Consider the following 20,456-nt stretch of genomic DNA (forward strand, 5'->3'; position numbering starts at 1 on the left):
AATAGCAGAAACAGGGAAATACGTAGTAACACGAGCGCACTCCTTTCAAAATTTGAAGCCCAGACTGTCGCGGCGGTATCGAGTTCCTTAGCCGCGATAGCAGCCCGCATGTCCGGTCGGAACCGGAGATGCGGACGAATGTTGCGAAGGTTAGTTACCCGCTGCTTCTAGCAGATAAGTCAACCACAGCGACGACAGTTTTTCCTGTACGGTGTTTTGTCGCAAGCGGGCGTTCAAATTCGGAAAGTCCACGTAATCCAGGGCTTGGTCCTGGTTGTAACAGGAATACATGAAGCTTTCCTCGCCACTTTCCGGATCGACGTGTTTGCACAAACACTGCGCGCAGACCCCTTTCATCATGCACTGCATCGGCGAGTTGATCGAGCCGACCGCTTCGTGGCCCTCCTTCAAATACGGTTTCAGTACGCCGAAACGGGCTGCTTTCACCGCCGCCATCATCCGGTCGGAACCGATCACGATCAAGTGGTCGACATCCTGCAATTGCAACGAAGTCTCGCCCAGTTGGCCTTCGGCGTAGGCGACCATCGCTTCGACGATGTTGCCGACGAAGGTTTTATCCTGCGGCCGAGTCACCGGGATGGCGTCGTTGCCCGGAATGTTATCGACGGCCCAGACGATGACGTCGGAAGCTTCCTCGATTTCCGGCACCTTGAACAAGTCGATGCGGTTGCGGTAACCGGCGAAATACAGCACTTTGTTGCCGGCGGCACGCATCGCTTTGCCGATCGAGAACAATACCGCGTTGCCCAAACCGCCGCCCAGCAGCAATACGGTCTTGCCGGTCGGAATCTCGGTCGGGGCGCCGGTGACGCCCATCAATACCAACGGATCGCCGGGTTTCCAGGTCGCGCACAGGCGGCTTGAACTGCCCATTTCCAATGCGATCAAGGATACCAGGCCTTTTTCCTTGTCAACCCAGGCGCCGGTCAATGCCAAACCTTCGGCAGCCAGCGTGGTGCCTTCGACTACGGGTGCCAGCGATTCGTAGTTCTGCACCCGGTAGAACTGGCCGGGCTCGAAATGCTTGGCCGCCGCCGGTGCCTTGATCACGACCTCGATAATCGTCGGGGTTAAGCGGTTGACTTCGACGACGCGGGCCAGGAACAACTCGTCCAGTTTGTCCTGCAAGCCGTGTAGTTGGGCGTCGCGCGCGCCTTGTTGGGCTGGATCGAGCGCGGCCAGTTGGTTGGCGAACAGCTTGACGATATACGGGTAACCGTCCTTGGCGCTGGCCATCGCTTTAACCACATTGCCGGCGTAAACCGGGTGGTTGTCGCCATAGAAGGTGATAAAGCGGCCCTCGCTTTGGTAGGAGGTAAACGGTGCCGGTTTTCCGACCTTGACTTGGGCTTCGTCGGCCATCGGTGCCAGTTGCGCCTTGCCGTCCAACCAGTCGGGTTCGTGGCGCTTGTAGAACTTGCCTTCCATCGCGAAAGTGCGCGGATGCTCGGACTGGTAGATCGTGTTCGGCGCGGTGCCGGCGGCAATGAACAAGCCGCGCAAGCTCACTTCGACTTCGGCGGTCTTCTTCCAGCGGCCTTCCTGCTCGGTCAGTTTCTCGAAGCGGACGGCTTTTAAGTGGCCGTATTGGTCTTCGATCGCTTCCAGCGGGCTCATGCCTTCGGCCAGATAAATACCTTCGGACAAGGCTTCGTGAATTTCTTCGTGGTTCTGCCGGTAGGCCGGCGAATCCTTGATGCCTTTGCGGTAGAACAGCGTGACGCCACCCCATTGTTTCAGGAAAGGCAGGAAGTTCGGCGTTTCGCCGGCCGCGGCAGCGCGCTCGCGTTCTTGTTCGATCACGCGGCCGTGGGCCAGGAATTCTTCCAGAATTTCCAATTCCTCGGCGTCGTAACGGCGGCGGACTTCGGCTTCGCCGTATTTCGCCACCAGTTTCTCGTAACGGTGCAGGATTTTGCTGACCTGGCCGGGGTAATACGCCAGTAATTCGGTTGCGGTATCGATCGCAGTCAAGCCGCCGCCGATCACGCCGGCTGGCAGCCGCACTTGCAGGTTCGCCAGCGAGGATTCCTTGGCGGCGCCGGTCAATTGCAGGCCCATCAAAAAGTCCGAGGCCTTGCGGATGCCGCGGGTCATGTTGTTTTTCAGGTCGATAATGGTCGGCTTGCCGGCGCCGCTGGCGATGGCAATATGGTCGAAGCCCAATTCCCAGGCTTCTTCGATGGTCACGGTGCCGCCGAAGCGAATACCGCCGTAGCATTTGAAGGCGCTGCGGCGCAGCAGGGTCAGGTAAATCACTTTCAGGAAGTTTTTATCCCAGCGCACGGTAATGCCGTATTCGGCGACGCCGCCGAAACCGAGCATGACCCGTTTGTCCAGATCTTCGTACAAATCCTTGAAATCGATGATCGGCATTGGCGGATTGTTGCGGTCGCCGGTCAAATGCAGCGGCAACGGCTCGATTTTCAGGGCGTCGATGCCGACGACGCCGAAGCCTTCGTTCAACAGGTAGTGCGCCAGGGTGTAACCGGCCGGTCCCATACCGGCGACCAGCACGTTCTTGCCGTTGTAGGGCAGGGCGACCGGGCGTTTGACGTTAAGCGGGTTCCAGCGGGTCAGCAGGCTGTAAATCTCGAAACCCCAAGGCATGAACAACACGTCGGTCAGCACGTTGGTTTCGATCTGCGGAATGTTGACCGACTCGGTTTTTTGATAAATACAGCCGCGCATGCAGTCGTTGCAAATCCGGTGGCCGGTGCCCGGGCACATCGGGTTGTCGATGATGATCATCGCCAGCGCCCCGATGTTGTCGCCCTGGCGTTTGACCACGTGCATCTCGGAAATCTTTTCCTCCAGCGGGCAGCCGGTCATCAACGCGTTCAGATGGTTGGTTTTGAATGTGCCGTCTTTTTTGTTCTTGATGCCTTTCGAGCAGGAATCGTTGTCGCGGTCGTGGCAGTAAATGCAGTGGTCGACCTCGTATAGGGTCTGGCGCTGGTTGAAACGCTTGTCGGTCAAGGCGAAGCCGTCGCGGCGACGATGGTGATGGTCGTCGCAGGCCCAAACGCCATAGCCGTCTTGAGCTACCGTTTCGTGGTCGACCAGATTGTCCAGGTTGGTTTTTTCCGGGACTTTGAAGCTCAGCCATTTCGCGACCAGGCTTTGCAATTCGGGAACGTGTTTGGCAGCAAAGCTCCAACGGCAAACCGTGTCGTAACCGGCAAGGGCTTCCGCGCTGGGGTTTTCCTGTTGCGCCGCGCGCCACAGGTCGGCACCGAGTTGGCTGACGGCCAGTTCCGGATCGGTTGCGAACAGGTCCTGTTTGTCGGCGGCGGCCAATAAACCGTCCATTTCTGCGCGCAATGCCGGAATGTCCCAGCCGTCGACGGTTTGGCCCTTGAACAATTTGGCCAGATTGCCGACGATTTCGGTGCGATAAGTAAACACGCTGTCGAACTCGCCGCGAATATGGCTGATTTGCTTGTCGCGCACGTCTTGGACGTTAAACAGCTTGGCAACGAAGGTGCCGACCAGCGGCGCCGTCCTGACCAATAGCTCCGAAATCTGTTCCGGCTTCATGCCGTCGCCGCCGCAAGCGCGATACGAGGCGATTTCGTCGAACAGAGCCGAGTCGTGTTGCTTGACCGATTGGTCGAACACGGTCAGCAAATCGGCCAGGCGTTTGCTGTCGTAAAGGTCTTTGTATTCGAAGCCGGGGATGCCGAGAGTCAGTTGGGTCAGTTCGCGAGTATTTAGCTGTTGGGTCATCAAGTTATTCCGGAAATGTACGCTTGAAGTTGGAAATCAGAATTCGGGAGACGATTAAGGCATGTCGTCGACGACGTTGTCCTTGGCCGGCGGCATCAAGTCTTCGCGGGTCAGGCCGAGGCTCAACGCCAGCGAGCTGGCGATATAGATCGACGAATAAGTGCCCTTGACCACGCCGATCAACATGGCGATGGCAAAGCCGTGGATGGTTTTGCCGCCCAGAAACGCCAGTGCCAGCAAGGTCAGGAATACGGTCAAAGAGGTCAGGATGGTCCGGCTCAACGTATCGTTCAGCGCGGTGTTGACGATGTCGTGGATCGAGTCTTTGATCCGGCTGGAGCGGACGGTCTCACGGATCCGGTCGTAGACGACGATGGTATCGTTGATCGAGTAGCCGATCAGCGCCAGAATCGCCGAAAGCACCGTCATGTCGAATTCCCAGCCGAACACCGAGAAAAAACCCATCGTGATGATCGTGTCGTGGAATAGTGCGGCGATCGCGCTCAACGACAGTTTCCATTCGAAGCGAATGCTGACGTAGACCATGATGCCAAGAAAGGCGAACAGCAGCGCCAAGCCGCCGTCGTTGATCAGATCTTCGCCGACCTGCGGGCCGACGAACTCGACGCGGCGCAATTCGCCGGGCTGAGCTTGGCTGCTATTAGCGACTTTCAGGACTTTTTCGCTAAGCTCCTTTTGGCTGATGTTTTCCACCGGTTTCAGTCGAATCAGTACGTCCGCCGCGCTGCCGAAATGCTGCAGATTGGCGTCGGCAAAGCCTTCCTGCTCCAGCGTGGCGCGCATTTTGTCCAGATCCGCGGCTTGGTTGTAATGCATCTCGTAGACGCTGCCGCCGGTGAAATCGATGCCCAGATCCAGCCCCTTGGCGAAAAACGAAATGATAGAAATCAGTAGCAGGCTGCCGGAAAAGAAAAAGGCCATTTTTCTTTTGCTGAGAAAGTCGATGTGTCGCGCGGAAGTCATGTCGAGTGTTCCTGATTTTAGAATTGATGGGTTGTTGCCGGCCGCCGGAATCACTTGAGCGCAATTAGCCAGGCCGAAGCGGAGTAAGTCGGCGAATTGTACTATTTTCTCCAAAACGTGGGTGTAAAAAGCACGATCAGCGTGAAGACTTCCAGGCGCCCAAGCAGCATTGCGATCGAGCAAATCCAGGTCTGAAAATCGCTGAGTACCCCGTAGTTTTGCGCCGGGCCGATCACGTTCAAACCCGGACCGGCGTTGTTGATGCAGGCGATGATGCCGCTAAGGGCCGAAATCGGGTCCAGTCCGGAAAATATCAGCGAAAAGGTCAACACCACGATCGAAATGAAATACAGAAAGATGAATGCCAGTACCGCGAAAATGATTTTGTTGGCGATCGGCGTATCGCCGATCCGGATCGGATTCACTGCCCGCGGATGCAAGATGCTGAACATTTCCCGGCCGGCCTGCTTCCACAGCAACAATGTGCGGAACATCTTGATGCCGCCGCCGGTAGAGCCGGTGCAGGCGGTGATGCAGCTCAGATACAACATCCACCACGGCACGAAGGGCGGCCAGCGATCGTAGTCGGTGCTCATCAGGCCGCAATCGGTAGCGACCGAAACCAGATTGAATGCGACGTGGCGCAGGCTTTCGAAAAAGTCGGGATAGGTGTCGAGATGCCACAAGTAGCCGGCGCACAGCAGAATGCTGCCGGAGACCACGCCCAGCATCGGAATCGCTTCCGGGTCGAGCAGGTAAGGTTTCAGGCTGAACTGATGTACGACTGTGTAATGCGTGGCGAAATTGATGGCTGAAATCAGCATAAACACGATCAACACAAATTCGATCGCCGGCGAGTTGTAATAGCTGATGCTGGCGTCGTGCGTCGAGAATCCGCCCAGGCCCAACGTCGAAAACGCGTGGCAGAGCGCATCGAACCAGCCCATGCCGGCCAGTTTCAGGCTCAGCGTGCATAACACCGTGGCGCCGGCATACACCAGCCACAGCAAGCGGGCGGTTTCGGTGATGCGCGGCGTGATTTTACTGTCCTTGACCGGGCCGGCGATTTCGGCTTTGTACAGCTGCATGCCCCCCACGCCCAACAGCGGCAGAATCGCCACGGCCAACACGATGATGCCGAGGCCGCCGATCCAGTTCAATTCATGCCGCCACAGGTTCAATGACGGCGCCAATTGATCCAGGCCCACCAGTACCGTGGCGCCGGTGGTGGTGAAACCGGATACGCATTCGAAAAATGCATCGGTAAACGTCAATCCGGGAATGCCCCAGATCAGCGGCAGGGTCGCCGCCGAAGACATCAGAATCCAGAACGAAGCCACCAGCAAATAGCCGTCGCGGGTTTTGACGTCGCCGCGAAAGCGCATGGTCAGGCCTGAAAGCAGACTGCCGACGCCGATGTTGAGCGACATGCCGTTGACGAAATGCTCGGCCATGCCGTCGTCGAAATACAAAGACGTTGCGATTGGCAAGGCGTAGGTCAACCCGAACACCATCAATATCAGGCCGAGAACAAAGCCGAGGGTACAAAAACGTTGCATGTTTGCCGCCTGAAACGATCCGAAAGGAATGTTGCCGATAAAAGGAAAAGCGCGGGCCGGAAAATCAGGGCCGGCAGGCAGGTGGGCCGGACGCTTCGCAGCCGGCAATTGTAACAAACAATCCCGAATTTGGCCCTGTCACAAAACCTTAAACCAAACGTCATCCGCCTGTCACAAAGCGATCTTAAGCTGGTCCCGCAGTCAAGGAATTCGAACCTATGGAAAATCCGAGATTTTTAGATTGCGCGACAGTCGCGGTCGATGCGCGCAAGACACTGGGAGGGCCAGGCATGAAACTGATTTATTCGATCCACAAATACGACGTGACGATGTTTACCTGGGTCAACGGCGTGGCGATCCGCGCCAGCCTGTTGCCTCTATGCCGGGGTATTTCCCGCACCGCCGACGGCTTGCTATACGTGCTGGCGGCCGGTTGGTTGTATTGGGATCGCGGCGGCCAGGACGGCCTGTTGCAAGCCATGGTGCTGGCGTTTCTGATCGAAAGGCCGGTGTATTTCGCGTTGAAAAAGGGATTTAAACGCAACCGCCCGCAACAGGCGCTGAGCAACTTCAGCAGCGCGATCAAGCCGGCCGACCAGTTCAGTTTTCCGTCGGGCCACACCTCAGCCGCATTCATGGTGGCAACCCTGTTCGGCTATTGCCTGCCGGAGTTGGCTGCGGCGTTGTACTGCTGGGCCGCAGCCGTCGGTTTTTCCCGAGTCGTGCTCGGCGTGCACTTTCCCACCGACACGTTAATGGGCATGGTTCTGGGTGTCGGCACCGCATTTTTTAGCCTCAATTACGTTTTATCATGAAAATTTTTTATGGCGTGCAAGGCACGGGTAACGGCCACATCACTCGGGCTCGGGTAATGGCCAAGGAATTGTATGCGGCCGGTTGCGAGGTGGACTTTCAGTTCAGCGGCCGCCCGGCGGAACAATATTTCGATATGGAAGTGTTCAACGGTTACCGGGTGAAAACCGGATTGACCTTCAACACCCACAAAGGCCAGGTCAGCTATCTGAAGACCGCGCTCGAGGCCAGTCCGATTCGGTTTGTCAGGGACATCAACAGTTTGGATTTGAGCGGCTACGATTTGGTGATCAGCGATTTCGAGCCGGTCACGGCTTGGGCCGCAAAACGCCAACAGAAAAAAGTGCTCGGTATCGGCCACCAATACGCATTCGGTCACAAGATTCCGCGCGCCGGCGGCGACCCGATCGCCGAGCGGGTCATGAAATATTTCGCGCCGGCCGATATCGGCATCGGCTTGCATTGGCACCACTTCGGCCAGCCGATTCTGCCGCCCATCATCGAAACGCCGGAGTTGCCGCAGCAGGTACAGGCCAACAAAATCGTGGTGTATCTGCCGTTCGAAGACGGCGAGGAGGTGGTCAGGCTGTTGTGTCCGTTCGAAAATTTCGAGTTCCACGTCTATTCGCCGCAACCCGCGGCATCGAAATATGCGCACGTGCAATGCAAGCCGTTGTCGCGCGACGGCTTTCAGCGGGACTTATACGATTGTGCCGGCATCATCAGCAACGCCGGTTTCGAATTGGCCAGCGAGTCTCTGCAGTTGGGCAAAAAGATTCTGGTCAAGCCGTTGCACGCGCAGATGGAACAGATCTCCAATGCCGAAGCGCTGAAGCGACTCGGTTACGGCCACTCCATGTTCGACCTGGACCCGCAAGCGATTGAGGATTGGCTGCATAATCCGCACAGTCTGCGGGTGACCTACCCGAACGTCGCCAAGATTATCGTGCAATGGATCAACGCCGGCATGCCGGCCATGGACACCGAATTCGTCGAACGGGTTTGGGAATCGGTCGAAGTGCTGCAGGTCAAGCACTAGCCCCGCGCGTTGCCGTCAATCGTCGTCTTCCTCCGGAATCTGCGCTTTCAGCATTTGCGATAGCAAGGTTTGCGCGCCGGCGGTGACGATTTCCTCGCCGGGATGCAGGCCTTCGGCGACGAAATAGTTGGCCCCGTTGGCAGCATGGGCGGCCAGCGGCCGGCGGCTGAAATGGGTTGCATCGGTTTTGACGAACACCCAGGCCTGGCCCATATGCCAGACCAGTGCCGACTGCGGCAGATCCACACCGGATTCGCCAGCAGGACCGCTGGGCAGCCAGGCCGTGACGTGAGCGCCCAACGGCCAGCGGCATTCGCCGCATTTAAAAAAATAACGCTGGCCCAGCGTAACCGGATCGGCTTGCGGTGCGGCTGAGATCAACTCGGCGCTGAGCGCAGACTGGCGTTGCCCGGCCGGATCCACTTGAATTCGGACGATTCCGGGTTCCAGACGGCTGCCGGCCGGCAGCGTGATTTGCAGCAGTTGCGCCCGGTGTTCGAGCAGTTCGGCGGCGGCCTTATGCTGCGGGCGGGTGAACCACTCGGTAAGCGTGTCGCCCCAAGTCAACCGGCTATTGGCTGCGATCAGTTGTTGCTGGTAGCTGTTGGCGGCCAGATTGGCTTGGTCGGCATCGCGTATCGCCTGCTGCTCCTGCAAACGGCGGGTGGAAACGATGTCCTGGCGGTGCAGGTCGCGGGTGCGGTTTAGATTGTGTTCGGCTTCGCTGAAGCGGGAGCGGGCTCCGGCTTGTTGGGCGCTGGCCGCCAGAAATTGCTGGCGCACTGCCAACAACGGCTCCGGGTTTAGTACGCTGCCGTAAGCGGTGATCTCGGGTTGCCGGCGCGCCGCTTTGACCGGAGTGCTGCGAATGCCCGCCAGTTCCTGGCCGGCGGCGTCCAACGTCAACGTGTCGCCGGCTGGCCGAGCCGGAACCGGTACGTTTTTTCGTGGTGCCGGCGCGTCGTCGTCATCGGTCGTCGCGGCCGAGGCAGATAACGATAAACAGCTTAACAAGCAGACCAACACAAAAACGCTACGCATGAACGGGATCGCTGGGTTAAATGAACATTCCCGGTCGCAGAGATTGGCAAGGCCGGGGCGGAGAGACTGCCGGAATTATAAAGTTCGCGGCGATGCGGCCGGCATTTTTTTGTTGTGTTAAAAAAATAGCCGGTTATGCTGTTTCGGATTGATTACGGCTAGAGGGACATCTCATGACAGAAGCACCAGAAAATTTGAAATACGCGCAAACCCACGAGTGGGCCAAGCTGGAAGACGGCGGCGTCGTCCGCGTCGGCATCACCGATTTCGCCCAGTCCGAATTGGGCGACATCGTCTTCATCGGTTTGCCCGAGGTTGGCCGCGTCGTCAAAGCCCAGGAGCAACTGGCCGTGGTCGAATCGGTCAAGACCGCATCCGACCTGTTCAGCCCGGTTGGCGGCCGCGTCGTCTCGGTTAACGAGGCGGTGCAGGATGCGCCGGAACTGGTCAACGAAAATGCATACCAAACCTGGCTGTTTTGCATCCAGGCCGACAATCCTGCCGAACTGGACCAGTTGTTGGACGCGCAGGGTTACCAAGATTTGATAGAGGCATAAGAACCACCGATGGCCAACCAAAACGCAAAGGGTTTGCGGCGCTTGATCAACGCCTGTTTTTTTTCGATTGCCGGCTTCAAGGCCACTTGGCAACACGAAGAGGCGTTCCGCCAGGAGGTGGCGTTGTTCGTCGTGACGACGCCGTTGGCCTTGTGGTTTGGGCAAAGCGCGATAGAAAAGGTATTGTTGATCGGTAGCGTGGTGTTGGTATTGCTGGTGGAATTGTTGAATTCCGCGGTCGAAGCCGTCGTCGACCGGGTCGGTTTCGAGCACCACGAATTGTCGGGTCGCGCCAAGGATATCGGTTCGGCGGCGGTGATGCTGTCGCTGATCTGGGCGGCGGTAACCTGGGGCATGATACTGCTATAAGTTGAGGGCGGTTTGCGTTGTTTCGCCTGCTATCTTGTACCCGCCAGCAACATCCGTTACCTTAGGGCCGCTAAAATTTAGTCAAACCCAAAGGAAAACAATGAGTGCATTGATCTGTGGCTCCATGGCCTACGACACCATCATGGTGTTTCACGACAAATTCAAAAACCACATCCTGCCGGAAAAAGTCCATATCCTGAACGTGTCGTTTCTGGTGCCGGCGATGCGCCGCGAATACGGCGGTTGTGCCGGCAACATCGCCTACAATTTGAAATTGTTGCAGGAAGAACCCTGGATCATGGCCACCGTGGGCCACGATTTCGAGCCCTATGCGCAATGGCTCAGCCAATGCGGGATCACCAGTCGCTATATCAAGGTGCTGGACGACCATTACACCGGCCAAGCCTACATTACCACCGACCAGGACGATAACCAGATCACTGCATTTCATCCCGGCGCGATGAATTTTTCCCACTACAACAGTGTGCCTCTGGATCCGGAGATTGCCATCGGCATCGTCTCGCCGGACGGCAAGCAAGGTATGCAGGAACACGCCGCCCAGTTCGTCGAACAGGGCATCCCGTTCATTTTCGATCCCGGCCAAGGCATGCCGATGTTCGACGGCGCGGAACTGTTGCAGTTTTTGGAGCAGGCCAATTACGCCACCTTCAACGACTACGAATTCGAACTGCTGCAACAGCGTACCGGTCTGACGCCGGAACAAATCGCCGAAAAGGTCGACGCCTTGATCGTGACCTTGGGCAGCCAGGGTTCCAAAGTCTATACCCGCGGCGAGGTCATCGACATTCCTCCGGCCAATCCGAAGCAAATCCTCGACCCGACCGGTTGTGGCGACGCCTACCGGGCCGGTTTGTTGTACGGCTTGATCAACGATTACGATTGGGACGTCACCGGCCGCATTGCCTCGCTGTTGGGTGCGATCAAGATCGAACACAACGGTACCCAGAACCATACCTTCACGATGGCGGAATTCAAAAAACGCTATCAGGAAACCTTCGGTTCCGCGTTTTGAGTCTAGCGAAAACCCAGGAATTGCTGACGTTGATGGCCCGCCTGCGCGACCCGGAAATGGGTTGCGCCTGGGATCAGAAGCAGGATTTTCATAGTCTGATTCCGTATACCATCGAAGAGGCTTACGAAGTTGCCGACGCCATCGAGCGTAACGATTTCGAAGACTTACGCGGTGAGTTGGGCGATTTGCTGCTGCAAGTGGTGTTTCATTCGCAAATCGCGCAGGAGCTCGGCCTGTTCGATTTCGAACAAGTCGCCGCCGCGATCGGCGAAAAACTGGTTTCCCGCCATCCGCACGTCTTCGCCGGCGTCAAGTTCGACAACGACGAGCAACGCCAGCAGGCCTGGGACGAAGCCAAAGCCGAGGAACGCAAGCAAAAACAACCGCAACAGCAAGCCGAAAGCGTGCTGGCCGGCGTCGCCCACAGCCTGCCGGCCCTGGTGCAATGCGAAAAAATCCAGAATAGGGCGGCCAGCCATGGTTTCGACTGGCCGGATACCGAGCCGGTGTTCGAAAAAGTGCGGGAGGAATTGCACGAGGTTCACGAAGCCTGGCTGTCCGGCGATCAGGCTCACATCCACGAGGAAGTCGGCGACCTGTTACTGGTGGTAGTCAACCTGGCCCGGCATTTGAAAGTTAATCCGGAAATTGCGTTGCGCGACGCCACCAAGAAATTTACCCGCCGCTTTCATTACATCGAAAAACAGGTCGCAGCTTCGGGCCGACAGTTGCGCGATTGCGAACTGGCCGAACTGGACGGCTTGTGGAACCAGGCCAAGCGCGACTTGAAGCAGGTTTGAGGCGTGAGCAGCATGTCTTTTTCCCATCTTGCCGGCTTGGTTCTGATTTTGGTCGCGGCGCTACCGGCCAGGGCCGAATTGCTGGGTAGCATCTCCGACGACACCGCGCCGAAAGCGCAGCCGGAACCGGCACCGGCCGGCAAAAGCGACAGCCGCCGCATCGTTTACCGGGTGATCTGTTCCCCGGAGGATCAGGATTTGCCGGATTGCGACCGCGCCGCTGTCGACGAGGCCGGCGCGACGGATAACCCGGCAAGTCTGCCTACGCCGGATTTGCCGCCGGATAAGGACGATCAGGCCGAGGCTGCCGAGCCGGTTGCGGCGGCGCCTACTAAAGTGCAGTCTCATCGGGAAGCGAAATCGAGATCCCATTCCAAAACGCCTTCGCCGCGCAAGCCGGCCAAGAAAGCGCAAGCCGCTGCAAAAAAAACTGCCGCCGGCAAGCGGCCGCATAAGTAAGGGCCATTCAAGCCCGGACGCAACGGCGTTCCCTCCAATAACCCAGGCGCTACGGCTGCGTTTGCGCTAGGCTTAGCAACGTTAACCCTGTGCAAAAGGATACGCAGATGCAGCACCTCAGGCCTAACGTGCTCGACTTCGAAGCTTCCGGATTCGGCAACGACAGTTATCCGATCGAAGTCGGCGTGGTATTGGGAACCGGGCAAAAGTATTGCGCATTGATCCGGCCGGCCGGCAACTGGGTGTATTGGGACGAACAAGCCGAAAAGGTGCACGGCCTGAGTCGGGACACGTTGCTGAACTACGGTAAGCCGATCCGGCAAGTCGCCGTCGAACTCAACGAGTTTTTAGTCGACAGAACCGTGTATTGCGATGGCTGGGTGGTCGACAAACCGTGGTTGTCCCGCCTGTATTACCAGTCCGGCATGCAACCGAGTTTTTACCTGAGCGCGTTGGAATTGATTCTGAAGGAAACCCAGATGGAGATCTGGAGCCAAACCAAACGCCAGGTGATCCAGGAGTTTGCCATGCAGCGGCATCGCGCCAGCACCGATGCCTTGATCATTCAGGAAACTTACGCCCGCACCCGGCAACTAACCGATGCCGGCGGTTATGCCCCGGCTTGAACGCGCCGGCGGGCGCTATACTTTTAACCTGTATCGAAGACTTACGACGCTACATTTTTTACTCCAACGGTGAAGCAGTAATGAATAAGACAACTCCAGTTTCCGATAACCAATTGCAACAAATCGACGCGTACTGGCGTGCCTGTAACTACTTGGCTGCCGGCATGATTTACCTGCGCGACAATCCGTTGCTGCGCCAGCCCTTGCAGCCCGAACACATTAAGCGCCGTCTGCTCGGCCATTGGGGGTCCAGTCCGGGTTTGAGTTTTGCCTACGTGCATTTGAACCGGATCATCAAACAATACGACCAGAATGTGTTGTTCATCGCCGGTCCAGGCCACGGCGCGCCCGGCGTGTTGGCGCCGGCCTATCTGGAAGGCAGCTACAGCGAGATCTACCCGAACAAGGGCGAAGACGAAGAAGGCATGCGCCAGTTTTTCAAAGAGTTCTCGTTTCCGGGCGGCATTGGCAGCCATTGCACGCCGGAAACGCCGGGTTCGATCCACGAGGGCGGCGAGTTGGGTTACAGCATTTCCCACGCCTTCGGCGCAGCCTTCGACAATCCGGATTTGCTGGTCGCAGCGGTGGTCGGCGACGGCGAGGCCGAAACCGCGGCGCTGGCGACGTCCTGGCATTCCAACAAATTCCTGAATCCGGCTCGCGACGGCGCGGTGTTGCCGATCCTGCATCTGAACGGCTACAAGATCAACAACCCGACGCTGTTGTCGCGCATCTCCCATCAAGAGCTGGAAGACCTGTTCAAAGGCTACGGCTGGACGCCGTATTTCGTCGAAGGCGACGAGCCGCTGGCGATGCACCGGAAAATGGCCGAGACGCTGGACGCTTGTTTACTGCAAATCCGCAAGATACAACAGGCGGCTCGCAACGGCGGCGAAGTGGAGAGGCCGCGTTGGCCGATGATCGTGCTGCGTTCGCCGAAAGGCTGGACCGGGCCCAAGTTCGTTGATGGCCATAAAGTCGAAGGTTTCTGGCGCGCCCACCAAGTGCCGATGGCCGCGGTGCGAGAAAATCCGGCGCATTTACAACAACTGGAAGACTGGCTGCGCAGCTACAAACCGGAAGAATTATTCGACGCCGACGGCCGCTTGCTTCCCGAGCTGAAAGCCCTGGCCCCGCAAGGCCAGCGCCGGATGAGCGCGACGCCGCACGCCAATGGCGGCGTGTTGCGCCGGGCGTTGCGGATGCCGGATTTTCGCGATTACGCGGCGGTATTGCCCGGCCCCGGCAAAATCAGCGCCGAAAACACCCGCCCGCTCGGCCAGTTCCTGCGCGACATCATGGCCGACAATATGGCCAACTTCCGCGTGTTCGGCCCGGACGAGAATAGCTCCAACAAGTTGGATGCGATTTACGCCGCCAGCAAGAAAACCTGGCTGGCCGACTTCTTGCCGGAAGATGCTGACGGCGGCGAGCTGTCTGTCGATGGTCGGGTCATGGAAATGCTGTCGGAACACACGCTGGAAGGCTGGTTGGAAGGCTATCTATTGACCGGCCGCCACGGCTTTTTCTCGACCTACGAGGCTTTCGTCCATGTGATCGACTCGATGTTCAACCAGCACGCCAAATGGCTGGCGATGATGCAGGCGGTCTCCTGGCGGGCACCGGTGTCGTCGTTGAACCTGCTGATCACATCCACCGTTTGGCGCCAGGACCACAATGGTTTTACCCACCAGGATCCCGGTTTTCTGGACCTGGTGGTCAACAAAAGTCCGGCGGTCACTCGCATTTATTTGCCGCCGGACGTCAATTGCCTGTTGGCGGTGGCCGACCATTGCCTGCGTAGCAGCAACTACGTCAACGTCATCGTTTCTGACAAACAAAAGCACCTGCAATATCTGGACATCGACGCGGCGATCAAGCATTGCAGCAAAGGTATCGGCATTTGGGACTGGGCCAGCAACGATGCCGGCAGCGAACCGGATCTGGTGATGGCTTGCGCCGGCGATATACCGACCAAGGAGGCTCTGGCCGCGACCGTGATCCTGCGCCAACATTTTCCCGAATTAAAGGTCCGCTTCGTCAACGTGGTCGATTTGTACAAACTGACGCCGACCAGCGAGCATCCGCACGGTTTGAGCGATAAGGATTTCGACAGTCTGTTTACGCTGGACAAACCGATTCTGTTCAACTTCCATGGTTATCCGTGGTTGATCCACCGCCTGGCCTACCGCCGCACTAACCATAAAAATCTGCATGTGCGCGGCTACAAGGAAAAAGGCAGCATCAACACGCCGCTGGAGTTAGCGATTCAAAACGAAATCGACCGTTTCAGTCTGGTGATCGATGCGATCGACCGCTTGCCCGGCTTGAAAGTCGCCGGCGCCCACGTCAAGGAAAAGATGCGCGACAAGCAGATCGAATGCCGGCATTACGCCTACGAGCATGGTGTGGATTTGCCGGAGGCCGATAATTGGCAGTGGCCCTAACGGCTTGGAGAGCCTGGCGGCATTGTCCTGAGCTGGTCAGACTGGCCGGCTCAGAATGATTCCATAGTGGGTGAGCAATTGATAAGTGCAAATTGCGTCGCTTTGAATTAGCATCGCAACAGTCAGCCGTCAGCACCCCAAGACCTTGTACCAACAATACTTCAACTTCAGCGAAGCGCCGTTTTCGATCTCGCCCGATCCGCATTTCATGTTTATGAGCGAGCGGCATCAGGAGGGCCTGGCGCATCTCTTGTACGGCATCGACCGCGGCGGCGGTTTCGTCGCGTTGACCGGCGAGGTCGGTACCGGCAAGACCACGCTGTGCCACTGCCTGCTGCAACAATTGCCGGAAAATATCGATATCGCCTTGATCTTGAATCCCAAGTTGAACGCCATCGAACTGTTGGCGACGATTTGCGACGAATTGGGCATAGCCCACGAGGCGATGACGGCGAAAAGCCTGATCGATGCGATTAACCGCTATCTGTTGGCGGCTTATGCCAACGGCCGCCGCACCGTGTTGTTGATCGACGAAGCCCAAAACCTGAGCCTGGAAGTGCTGGAGCAGATTCGGCTGCTGACCAATCTGGAAACCAGCAAGGCCAAATTGCTGCAAATCATTCTGGTCGGCCAGCCGGAATTGAACGCGATGCTGGCGCGCCGCGAGTTACGCCAGCTCAACCAGCGCATCACCGCGCGCTACCATCTGTTGCCGCTGTCGTTCGACGAAACTAAAGCTTACATTCAACACCGGTTGCGGGTTTGCCGTGGCAGCCACCGCCTGTTCAGCGCCGCCGCGATTCGCCAGGTCTACCGCTATTCGGCCGGCGTGCCGCGGCTGATCAATATCTTGTGCGATAGAGCCTTGCTCGGCGCCTATGCCACCAACACCGGTCGGATTACGCCGGCCATCGTCAACCGTTCGGCGCGGGAAACTCTGGGGTTGCAGCGTTGGCTGCCGCGATTCTCTGTGTCGATTGCGGCCTGCCTCGTTTTGCTGGGCGGCATCGCGGGGTTCTATGCCTGGCGTCACGGCTTGCCGGCGATGCCATCGGCAAAACCGCTAACTATTCCGGCAGCGCCCGCGCCGCAACCGCTTGCCGCCCAACCAGAAAGCGCGGTATTCCGCGATTGGCTGGAGCGCTCGGCACCGGCGTTCGAGGCCGCATTGGGCGAACTGTTGCTGATTTGGGGCGTGTCTCTGCCGGCCGAGGGGATGGCTGACTGCCATCAGGTGGCCGTATCAGGGCTGCATTGTCTGGCCGGCAAAGGCAATTGGAAGGATGTTCTCGACCTGGACCGGCCGGTCCTGCTGGAGTTTGCCGATGCCCAAGGCCGCAAGCGCTTCTTGCCGATTCAAGGCGTCGAGCAAGATCAGGCCTTGGTCCAGTCTGGCGGCGCGATGCGTTTTCCATTGGCCGATGTGCTGGCGGATTGGGGCGGTAATTATCTGTTATTGTGGCGTTCGCCGCGCCCTGGCGCCGCCGATATCGGCGTGGGGCAGAAGTCGGCCGAAGTATTGTGGTTACGCGAGAAGTTGGGGCAAGTCATGGTTTTGCCGCCGGCCGAGACCGCGCCCGATTATTTCGATGTGACGCTAAAACAGCAGTTGATCCAATTTCAGCGCCGACAGGGTTTGGCTGCCGACGGTGTCGCCGGCGCCAAAACTTTGATTGAACTCGATAATTTAACCGGCGCCGCCGAGTCGCCTCATTTGCAGGCTGGCTGGCACTAGGGTTTTAAACATGTCTTACATCCTGAACGCATTGCGCAAATCGGAACGGGAGCGGCAAGCCAGCCAACCGGACACGGTCGCCAGCCGAATTGTGCTGCAACACCCGCCGGAACGGCAGTCGGCGGTCAAGATCATCGCGGCATTATTAGCCGTAAATGCGGCAATTCTGGCCTATTTTCTCGGCATCGCTCCGCGGATGGCTGCCAACGACAACAGGCCTCCGGCCGCGTCGATTCAGTTACCGCCGCAGCCGCTTGCGGAATCGAACCGGCCAGAACCGGCCGACCGGCTGCCGCTGCCGGCGAAGCCTTCGCCCAAGGCCAAGCCGGAATCCGCGCGTGCCGCTGCGCCGGCAACGGCGGCGGTCGCCAAAAACGGCGAAGTGAAGAAGCCGGCGCTAGAAGCTGTCAAGCCGGCCGTCGCTCAGACGGTGCCGGCCAAAGCGCCGGCGGCGCCGAATCCCGATCCGGTCGTTGCCGCCAAGCCGTTGCCGGAGCCTAGCGTTCCCAGTCCTGTCGTCCAGGCAGCTCCTCCAATCCGCGAGACAGCTACCGAGCCGGCACATGCGGCCGCGCCGCTACCGCCGAAACCCGCGTTGCAAACGCTGGAAGACTTGCCGGCGGACGTGCGCCAATCCTTACCCGCGTTGCCTATCAATGTCTACAGTTATTCGCCGGTCCCGGCCGAACGCTTCGTCATGATCGATATGGTCAAATACGTGCCGGGCCAGATGATCAAAGACCGGCTGGAGCTGAAACAGATTCTGGAAGACGGCATCGTCGTCGACTACGGCGGCCACCTGTTTAAAATCAAGCGGCAGTGATTGCACCCGGCCGATCCGGTGCGTTGCGATGCAACCGAATGTGCGGAACGGGCCGGAGGTTGCTAAGCGGCGGTGGCCTTGATAGCCTATGCCGGCCGAGCCGTGACGGAACGGGCCGGCGGATTCTAGCCAGGAGTGGCACTTAGATAACTATAACAATACCGATAACAGAGCCCTCCGCATGAAACTGGAAACCCAATTTAGCAACGCGCAACTGCAACGCATCAACGTCCAATCCATCCTGTATTTGTGTTCCTGCCCGTCCCAGGTCGGCGTACAGATCGACAGCCTGCGCCGCCTGTTCGATTACCAGGCCAATTGCGCCGACCGCAGCCGGAGCGAGGTGCAAACCAAGGTCCATGCCCGCATCGCCGAAGCCAGCGAGCAGGCGCACCGGATCATGGAGCAGTGCTTGAAGGATGTGCTGGAGCTGGAAGGCTGGGACATGGACACGCTGGAAATGCCGGCCGGCCTGCGGACTTTATTGGAACAGGAAATCGACGGCGAATAGCTGTCGCGCTTCAAGGCTGCGGCGCCGTACATTGGCCGCGCCGGTTGACGCTCCGCGCCTTACTGGCCGTATTTTTTCTCAAGTTCTTGCGCCAACGCTTCGGCTTCGGCGTCGGACATGTTTTCCAATTCCTGCAAGGTTTTACCGGTGATTTGCTTCACCGCCGCGGCGCCCTGGCCGCTGCTCAATACCGCGCGGGCTTCCGCCGATAATCGTTCGGCTTCTTCCTGGTTTTGCCGGATTTGGGCTTGGTAGAGCCGGTCCACTTCGGCGTCTGTCTTGCCCTGCGCCGCCGCGCCCAACGCTTTGCGTTTGCCGTCCATGACCTCCCGCTCCGCCTTGGCTTTGGCGGCATCCAACGTTTTTTGCGCTTGCTGTTGCCTAGCCTGCTCGGCGCGTTGCGCGGCGGCCCGTTCCGCGGCTGCTTTGGCTTCCAATTCCGGGTCCCAGTCGGCCCGCGCCGCCTGGCTGCCGATCAAGGCGATGAAGGTCAGTATCAAAATGCGCGTCGTCATAAAACTCTCCTGTCCTGTTCGGCCGCTTTATCCGCAAGCGGATCGCGGTCGGTTTTGTTTGTTTTGCGGCAAATCGTTGCGGTTATTGTCGAGTTTGTAATATAGCCGACATGCGCACGGCGCGGCTGCGGAGTATTTTCTTACGATTCACAGGGTTTTGGCCGGGCCGATGCATCGGCATGGATGTTGCTCTTTCTCAGCGGGCCGAGGCGGCGCTGCCGTCTCCATAATAACAAACTGAGTAACGGCATAAACACGCGCGACTGGGCCGCACATGACTCCGGGCTGCGCCGTGCCGGGAGTGTCCATGATCGAAACCTTTTACGATGTGATGCGCCGGCAGGGCATCACCCGCCGCAGCTTCTTGAAGTTTTGCAGCCTGACCGCCGCTTCGCTGGGTTTGAGCCCGGCCTTCGCGCCGAAAATCGCGCATGCGATGGAAACCAAGCCGCGGATTCCGGTGTTGTGGCTGCATGGTCTGGAGTGTACCTGCTGTTCCGAATCCTTCATCCGTTCCGGCCATCCGCTGGCTAAAGACGTGATTCTGTCGATGTTGTCCCTGGACTACGACGACACCATCATGGCATCCGCCGGCCATCAGGCCGAAGCCATCGTCGACGAAATCGTCGAAAAATACAAAGGCAATTACATCCTGGCCGTGGAAGGCAATCCGCCGCTGGCCGAGGACGGCATGTACTGCATCATCGGCGGCAAGCCGTTTGTCGAGCAACTCAAGTACGCCGCGGAAAGCTGCAAAGCCATCATTTCCTGGGGCTCCTGTGCCTCCTGGGGCTGCGTGCAGGCCGCCAAACCCAATCCGACCCGCGCCACGCCGGTACATAAAGTACCCGGTTTGGCCGACAAACCCATCATCAAAGTCCCCGGCTGTCCGCCGATCGCCGAAGTGATGACCGCGGTGGTCGCGTATTTGCTGACTTTCGACAAATTGCCGACCCTGGACAAACAAGGCCGGCCGCAGATGTTTTACAGCCAGCGTATCCACGACAAATGCTATAGAAGGCCGCATTTCGACGCCGGCCAGTTCGTCGAGCAATGGGACGATGAGGCGGCGCGGATGGGTCACTGTCTGTACAAAATGGGCTGCAAAGGACCGACCACTTACAACGCCTGCTCCACCGTGAAATGGAACGAAGGCACCTCGTTTCCGATCCAGTCCGGCCACGGCTGTATCGGTTGTTCCGAGGACGGTTTTTGGGATAAGGGTAGTTTCTACGACCGCCTGACCGGCATCAACCAGTTAGGCATCGAAGCCAATGCCGACGTGGTCGGCGGCACCGCCGCCGGCATCGTTACCGCCGGCGTCGCCGCTCATGCCGGCCTGACTGCCTTGAACCGCGCCAAACAAGCCGATAAACAACCCGGAGCCGAATAATC

General features: G+C 58.3%; 18 protein-coding genes. 13 read left to right on the forward strand and 5 right to left on the reverse strand.

Going from position 1 to position 20,456, the window contains the following annotated elements:
- Nucleotides 1–150: 150 nt before the first annotated feature.
- The 3 genes from NP603_RS06140 to NP603_RS06150 all read right to left on the reverse strand — a co-directional run bounded on the left by NP603_RS06140 (nt 151) and on the right by NP603_RS06150 (nt 6,293).
- Nucleotides 151–3,750 carry an FAD-dependent oxidoreductase gene (locus tag NP603_RS06140; protein WP_256610039.1) on the reverse strand — a complete coding sequence of 1,200 codons (3,600 nt, stop codon included), beginning with the start codon at nt 3,748–3,750 and terminating at the stop codon, nt 151–153.
- 54 nt (nt 3,751–3,804) lie between these two features.
- Entirely contained in the window at nt 3,805–4,734 is a 930-nt protein-coding gene (gene secF, locus NP603_RS06145; protein ID WP_256610040.1) for a protein translocase subunit SecF, read from the reverse strand.
- Nucleotides 4,735–4,835: 101 nt separating this feature from the next.
- The gene (locus NP603_RS06150) at nt 4,836–6,293 is read right to left on the reverse strand and encodes a TrkH family potassium uptake protein (RefSeq protein WP_256610041.1); all 1,458 of its coding nucleotides are present in this window, start codon (nt 6,291–6,293) and stop codon (nt 4,836–4,838) included.
- Between the two features lie 290 nt (nt 6,294–6,583).
- Between NP603_RS06150 and NP603_RS06155 the strand changes: the two genes are divergently transcribed.
- Together NP603_RS06155 and NP603_RS06160 are read left to right on the forward strand one after the other, a co-directional pair.
- Nucleotides 6,584–7,108 carry a phosphatase PAP2 family protein gene (locus tag NP603_RS06155; RefSeq protein WP_256610043.1) on the forward strand — a complete coding sequence of 175 codons (525 nt, stop codon included), beginning with the start codon at nt 6,584–6,586 and terminating at the stop codon, nt 7,106–7,108.
- Nucleotides 7,105–8,145 carry an MJ1255/VC2487 family glycosyltransferase gene (locus tag NP603_RS06160; RefSeq protein WP_256610044.1) on the forward strand — a complete coding sequence of 347 codons (1,041 nt, stop codon included), beginning with the start codon at nt 7,105–7,107 and terminating at the stop codon, nt 8,143–8,145. Before NP603_RS06155 ends, NP603_RS06160 begins: the two co-directional genes overlap by 4 nt.
- A gap of 15 nt (nt 8,146–8,160) precedes the next feature.
- On the opposite strand, the gene NP603_RS06165 is transcribed toward NP603_RS06160, so the two are convergent.
- Complete coding sequence (locus NP603_RS06165) at nt 8,161–9,186, reverse strand: efflux RND transporter periplasmic adaptor subunit (RefSeq protein ID WP_256610045.1); 1,026 nt, start codon at nt 9,184–9,186, stop codon at nt 8,161–8,163.
- Between the two features lie 173 nt (nt 9,187–9,359).
- Between NP603_RS06165 and gcvH the strand changes: the two genes are divergently transcribed.
- From gcvH to NP603_RS06215, 10 genes are all read left to right on the forward strand, one after another.
- Entirely contained in the window at nt 9,360–9,743 is a 384-nt protein-coding gene (gcvH, locus tag NP603_RS06170) for a glycine cleavage system protein GcvH (RefSeq protein ID WP_256610046.1), read from the forward strand.
- A gap of 9 nt (nt 9,744–9,752) precedes the next feature.
- On the forward strand, nt 9,753–10,112 hold the full coding sequence (locus tag NP603_RS06175; protein ID WP_256610047.1) for a diacylglycerol kinase: 360 nt from the start codon (nt 9,753–9,755) through the stop codon (nt 10,110–10,112).
- Between the two features lie 100 nt (nt 10,113–10,212).
- Nucleotides 10,213–11,145 (forward strand): carbohydrate kinase family protein, encoded by a 933-nt coding sequence (locus NP603_RS06180; RefSeq protein WP_256610048.1) that lies wholly within the window; start codon nt 10,213–10,215, stop codon nt 11,143–11,145.
- Nucleotides 11,142–11,945: a nucleoside triphosphate pyrophosphohydrolase gene (gene mazG, locus NP603_RS06185; protein WP_256610049.1), complete on the forward strand. Its 804-nt coding sequence runs from the start codon at nt 11,142–11,144 to the stop codon at nt 11,943–11,945. The genes NP603_RS06180 and mazG overlap by 4 nt, the downstream gene beginning before the upstream one ends.
- A 12-nt stretch (nt 11,946–11,957) precedes the next feature.
- A complete protein-coding gene (locus tag NP603_RS06190) occupies nt 11,958–12,404 on the forward strand; it encodes a hypothetical protein (RefSeq protein WP_256610050.1) in 447 nt (148 codons plus the stop codon).
- 107 nt (nt 12,405–12,511) lie between these two features.
- Nucleotides 12,512–13,030: a 3'-5' exonuclease family protein gene (locus tag NP603_RS06195; RefSeq protein ID WP_256610051.1), complete on the forward strand. Its 519-nt coding sequence runs from the start codon at nt 12,512–12,514 to the stop codon at nt 13,028–13,030.
- Nucleotides 13,031–13,110: 80 nt separating this feature from the next.
- The gene (locus NP603_RS06200) at nt 13,111–15,477 is read left to right on the forward strand and encodes a phosphoketolase family protein (RefSeq protein ID WP_256610052.1); all 2,367 of its coding nucleotides are present in this window, start codon (nt 13,111–13,113) and stop codon (nt 15,475–15,477) included.
- Nucleotides 15,478–15,622: 145 nt separating this feature from the next.
- The gene (locus NP603_RS06205) at nt 15,623–17,212 is read left to right on the forward strand and encodes an ExeA family protein (protein WP_256610053.1); all 1,590 of its coding nucleotides are present in this window, start codon (nt 15,623–15,625) and stop codon (nt 17,210–17,212) included.
- 10 nt (nt 17,213–17,222) lie between these two features.
- Nucleotides 17,223–18,035 (forward strand): general secretion pathway protein GspB, encoded by an 813-nt coding sequence (locus NP603_RS06210; protein ID WP_256610054.1) that lies wholly within the window; start codon nt 17,223–17,225, stop codon nt 18,033–18,035.
- A 181-nt stretch (nt 18,036–18,216) separates the two neighbouring features.
- Nucleotides 18,217–18,546 carry a hypothetical protein gene (locus NP603_RS06215; RefSeq protein ID WP_256610055.1) on the forward strand — a complete coding sequence of 110 codons (330 nt, stop codon included), beginning with the start codon at nt 18,217–18,219 and terminating at the stop codon, nt 18,544–18,546.
- A 59-nt stretch (nt 18,547–18,605) separates the two neighbouring features.
- On the opposite strand, the gene NP603_RS06220 is transcribed toward NP603_RS06215, so the two are convergent.
- Nucleotides 18,606–19,061, reverse strand: coding sequence for a hypothetical protein (locus NP603_RS06220; protein WP_256610056.1), 456 nt, complete (start codon nt 19,059–19,061; stop codon nt 18,606–18,608).
- A 307-nt stretch (nt 19,062–19,368) separates the two neighbouring features.
- Here NP603_RS06220 and NP603_RS06225 point away from each other — a divergent pair, with 307 nt between their 5' ends.
- Nucleotides 19,369–20,454: a hydrogenase small subunit gene (locus NP603_RS06225; RefSeq protein WP_305891348.1), complete on the forward strand. Its 1,086-nt coding sequence runs from the start codon at nt 19,369–19,371 to the stop codon at nt 20,452–20,454.
- Nucleotides 20,455–20,456 lie beyond the last annotated feature (2 nt).

The organism is Methylomonas aurea, assembly GCF_024505045.1.
GTDB classification, from domain to species: domain Bacteria; phylum Pseudomonadota; class Gammaproteobacteria; order Methylococcales; family Methylomonadaceae; genus Methylomonas; species Methylomonas aurea.

Excerpts from the sequence above, each read along its gene's own strand:
- NP603_RS06175 (WP_256610047.1), top strand. The coding sequence starts at position 9,753 with ATGGCCAACCAAAACGCAAAGGGTTTGCGGCGCTTGATCAACGCCTGT.
- NP603_RS06180 (WP_256610048.1), top strand. The coding sequence starts at position 10,213 with ATGAGTGCATTGATCTGTGGCTCCATGGCCTACGACACCATCATGGTG.
- NP603_RS06160 (WP_256610044.1), top strand. The coding sequence starts at position 7,105 with ATGAAAATTTTTTATGGCGTGCAAGGCACGGGTAACGGCCACATCACT.
- secF (WP_256610040.1), bottom strand. The coding sequence starts at position 4,734 with ATGACTTCCGCGCGACACATCGACTTTCTCAGCAAAAGAAAAATGGCC.
- NP603_RS06190 (WP_256610050.1), top strand. The coding sequence starts at position 11,958 with ATGTCTTTTTCCCATCTTGCCGGCTTGGTTCTGATTTTGGTCGCGGCG.
- NP603_RS06140 (WP_256610039.1), bottom strand. The coding sequence starts at position 3,750 with ATGACCCAACAGCTAAATACTCGCGAACTGACCCAACTGACTCTCGGC.
- NP603_RS06215 (WP_256610055.1), top strand. The coding sequence starts at position 18,217 with ATGAAACTGGAAACCCAATTTAGCAACGCGCAACTGCAACGCATCAAC.
- gcvH (WP_256610046.1), top strand. The coding sequence starts at position 9,360 with ATGACAGAAGCACCAGAAAATTTGAAATACGCGCAAACCCACGAGTGG.
- NP603_RS06165 (WP_256610045.1), bottom strand. The coding sequence starts at position 9,186 with ATGCGTAGCGTTTTTGTGTTGGTCTGCTTGTTAAGCTGTTTATCGTTA.
- NP603_RS06200 (WP_256610052.1), top strand. The coding sequence starts at position 13,111 with ATGAATAAGACAACTCCAGTTTCCGATAACCAATTGCAACAAATCGAC.
- NP603_RS06225 (WP_305891348.1), top strand. The coding sequence starts at position 19,369 with ATGATCGAAACCTTTTACGATGTGATGCGCCGGCAGGGCATCACCCGC.
- NP603_RS06150 (WP_256610041.1), bottom strand. The coding sequence starts at position 6,293 with ATGCAACGTTTTTGTACCCTCGGCTTTGTTCTCGGCCTGATATTGATG.
- NP603_RS06210 (WP_256610054.1), top strand. The coding sequence starts at position 17,223 with ATGTCTTACATCCTGAACGCATTGCGCAAATCGGAACGGGAGCGGCAA.
- NP603_RS06195 (WP_256610051.1), top strand. The coding sequence starts at position 12,512 with ATGCAGCACCTCAGGCCTAACGTGCTCGACTTCGAAGCTTCCGGATTC.
- NP603_RS06155 (WP_256610043.1), top strand. The coding sequence starts at position 6,584 with ATGAAACTGATTTATTCGATCCACAAATACGACGTGACGATGTTTACC.
- NP603_RS06220 (WP_256610056.1), bottom strand. The coding sequence starts at position 19,061 with ATGACGACGCGCATTTTGATACTGACCTTCATCGCCTTGATCGGCAGC.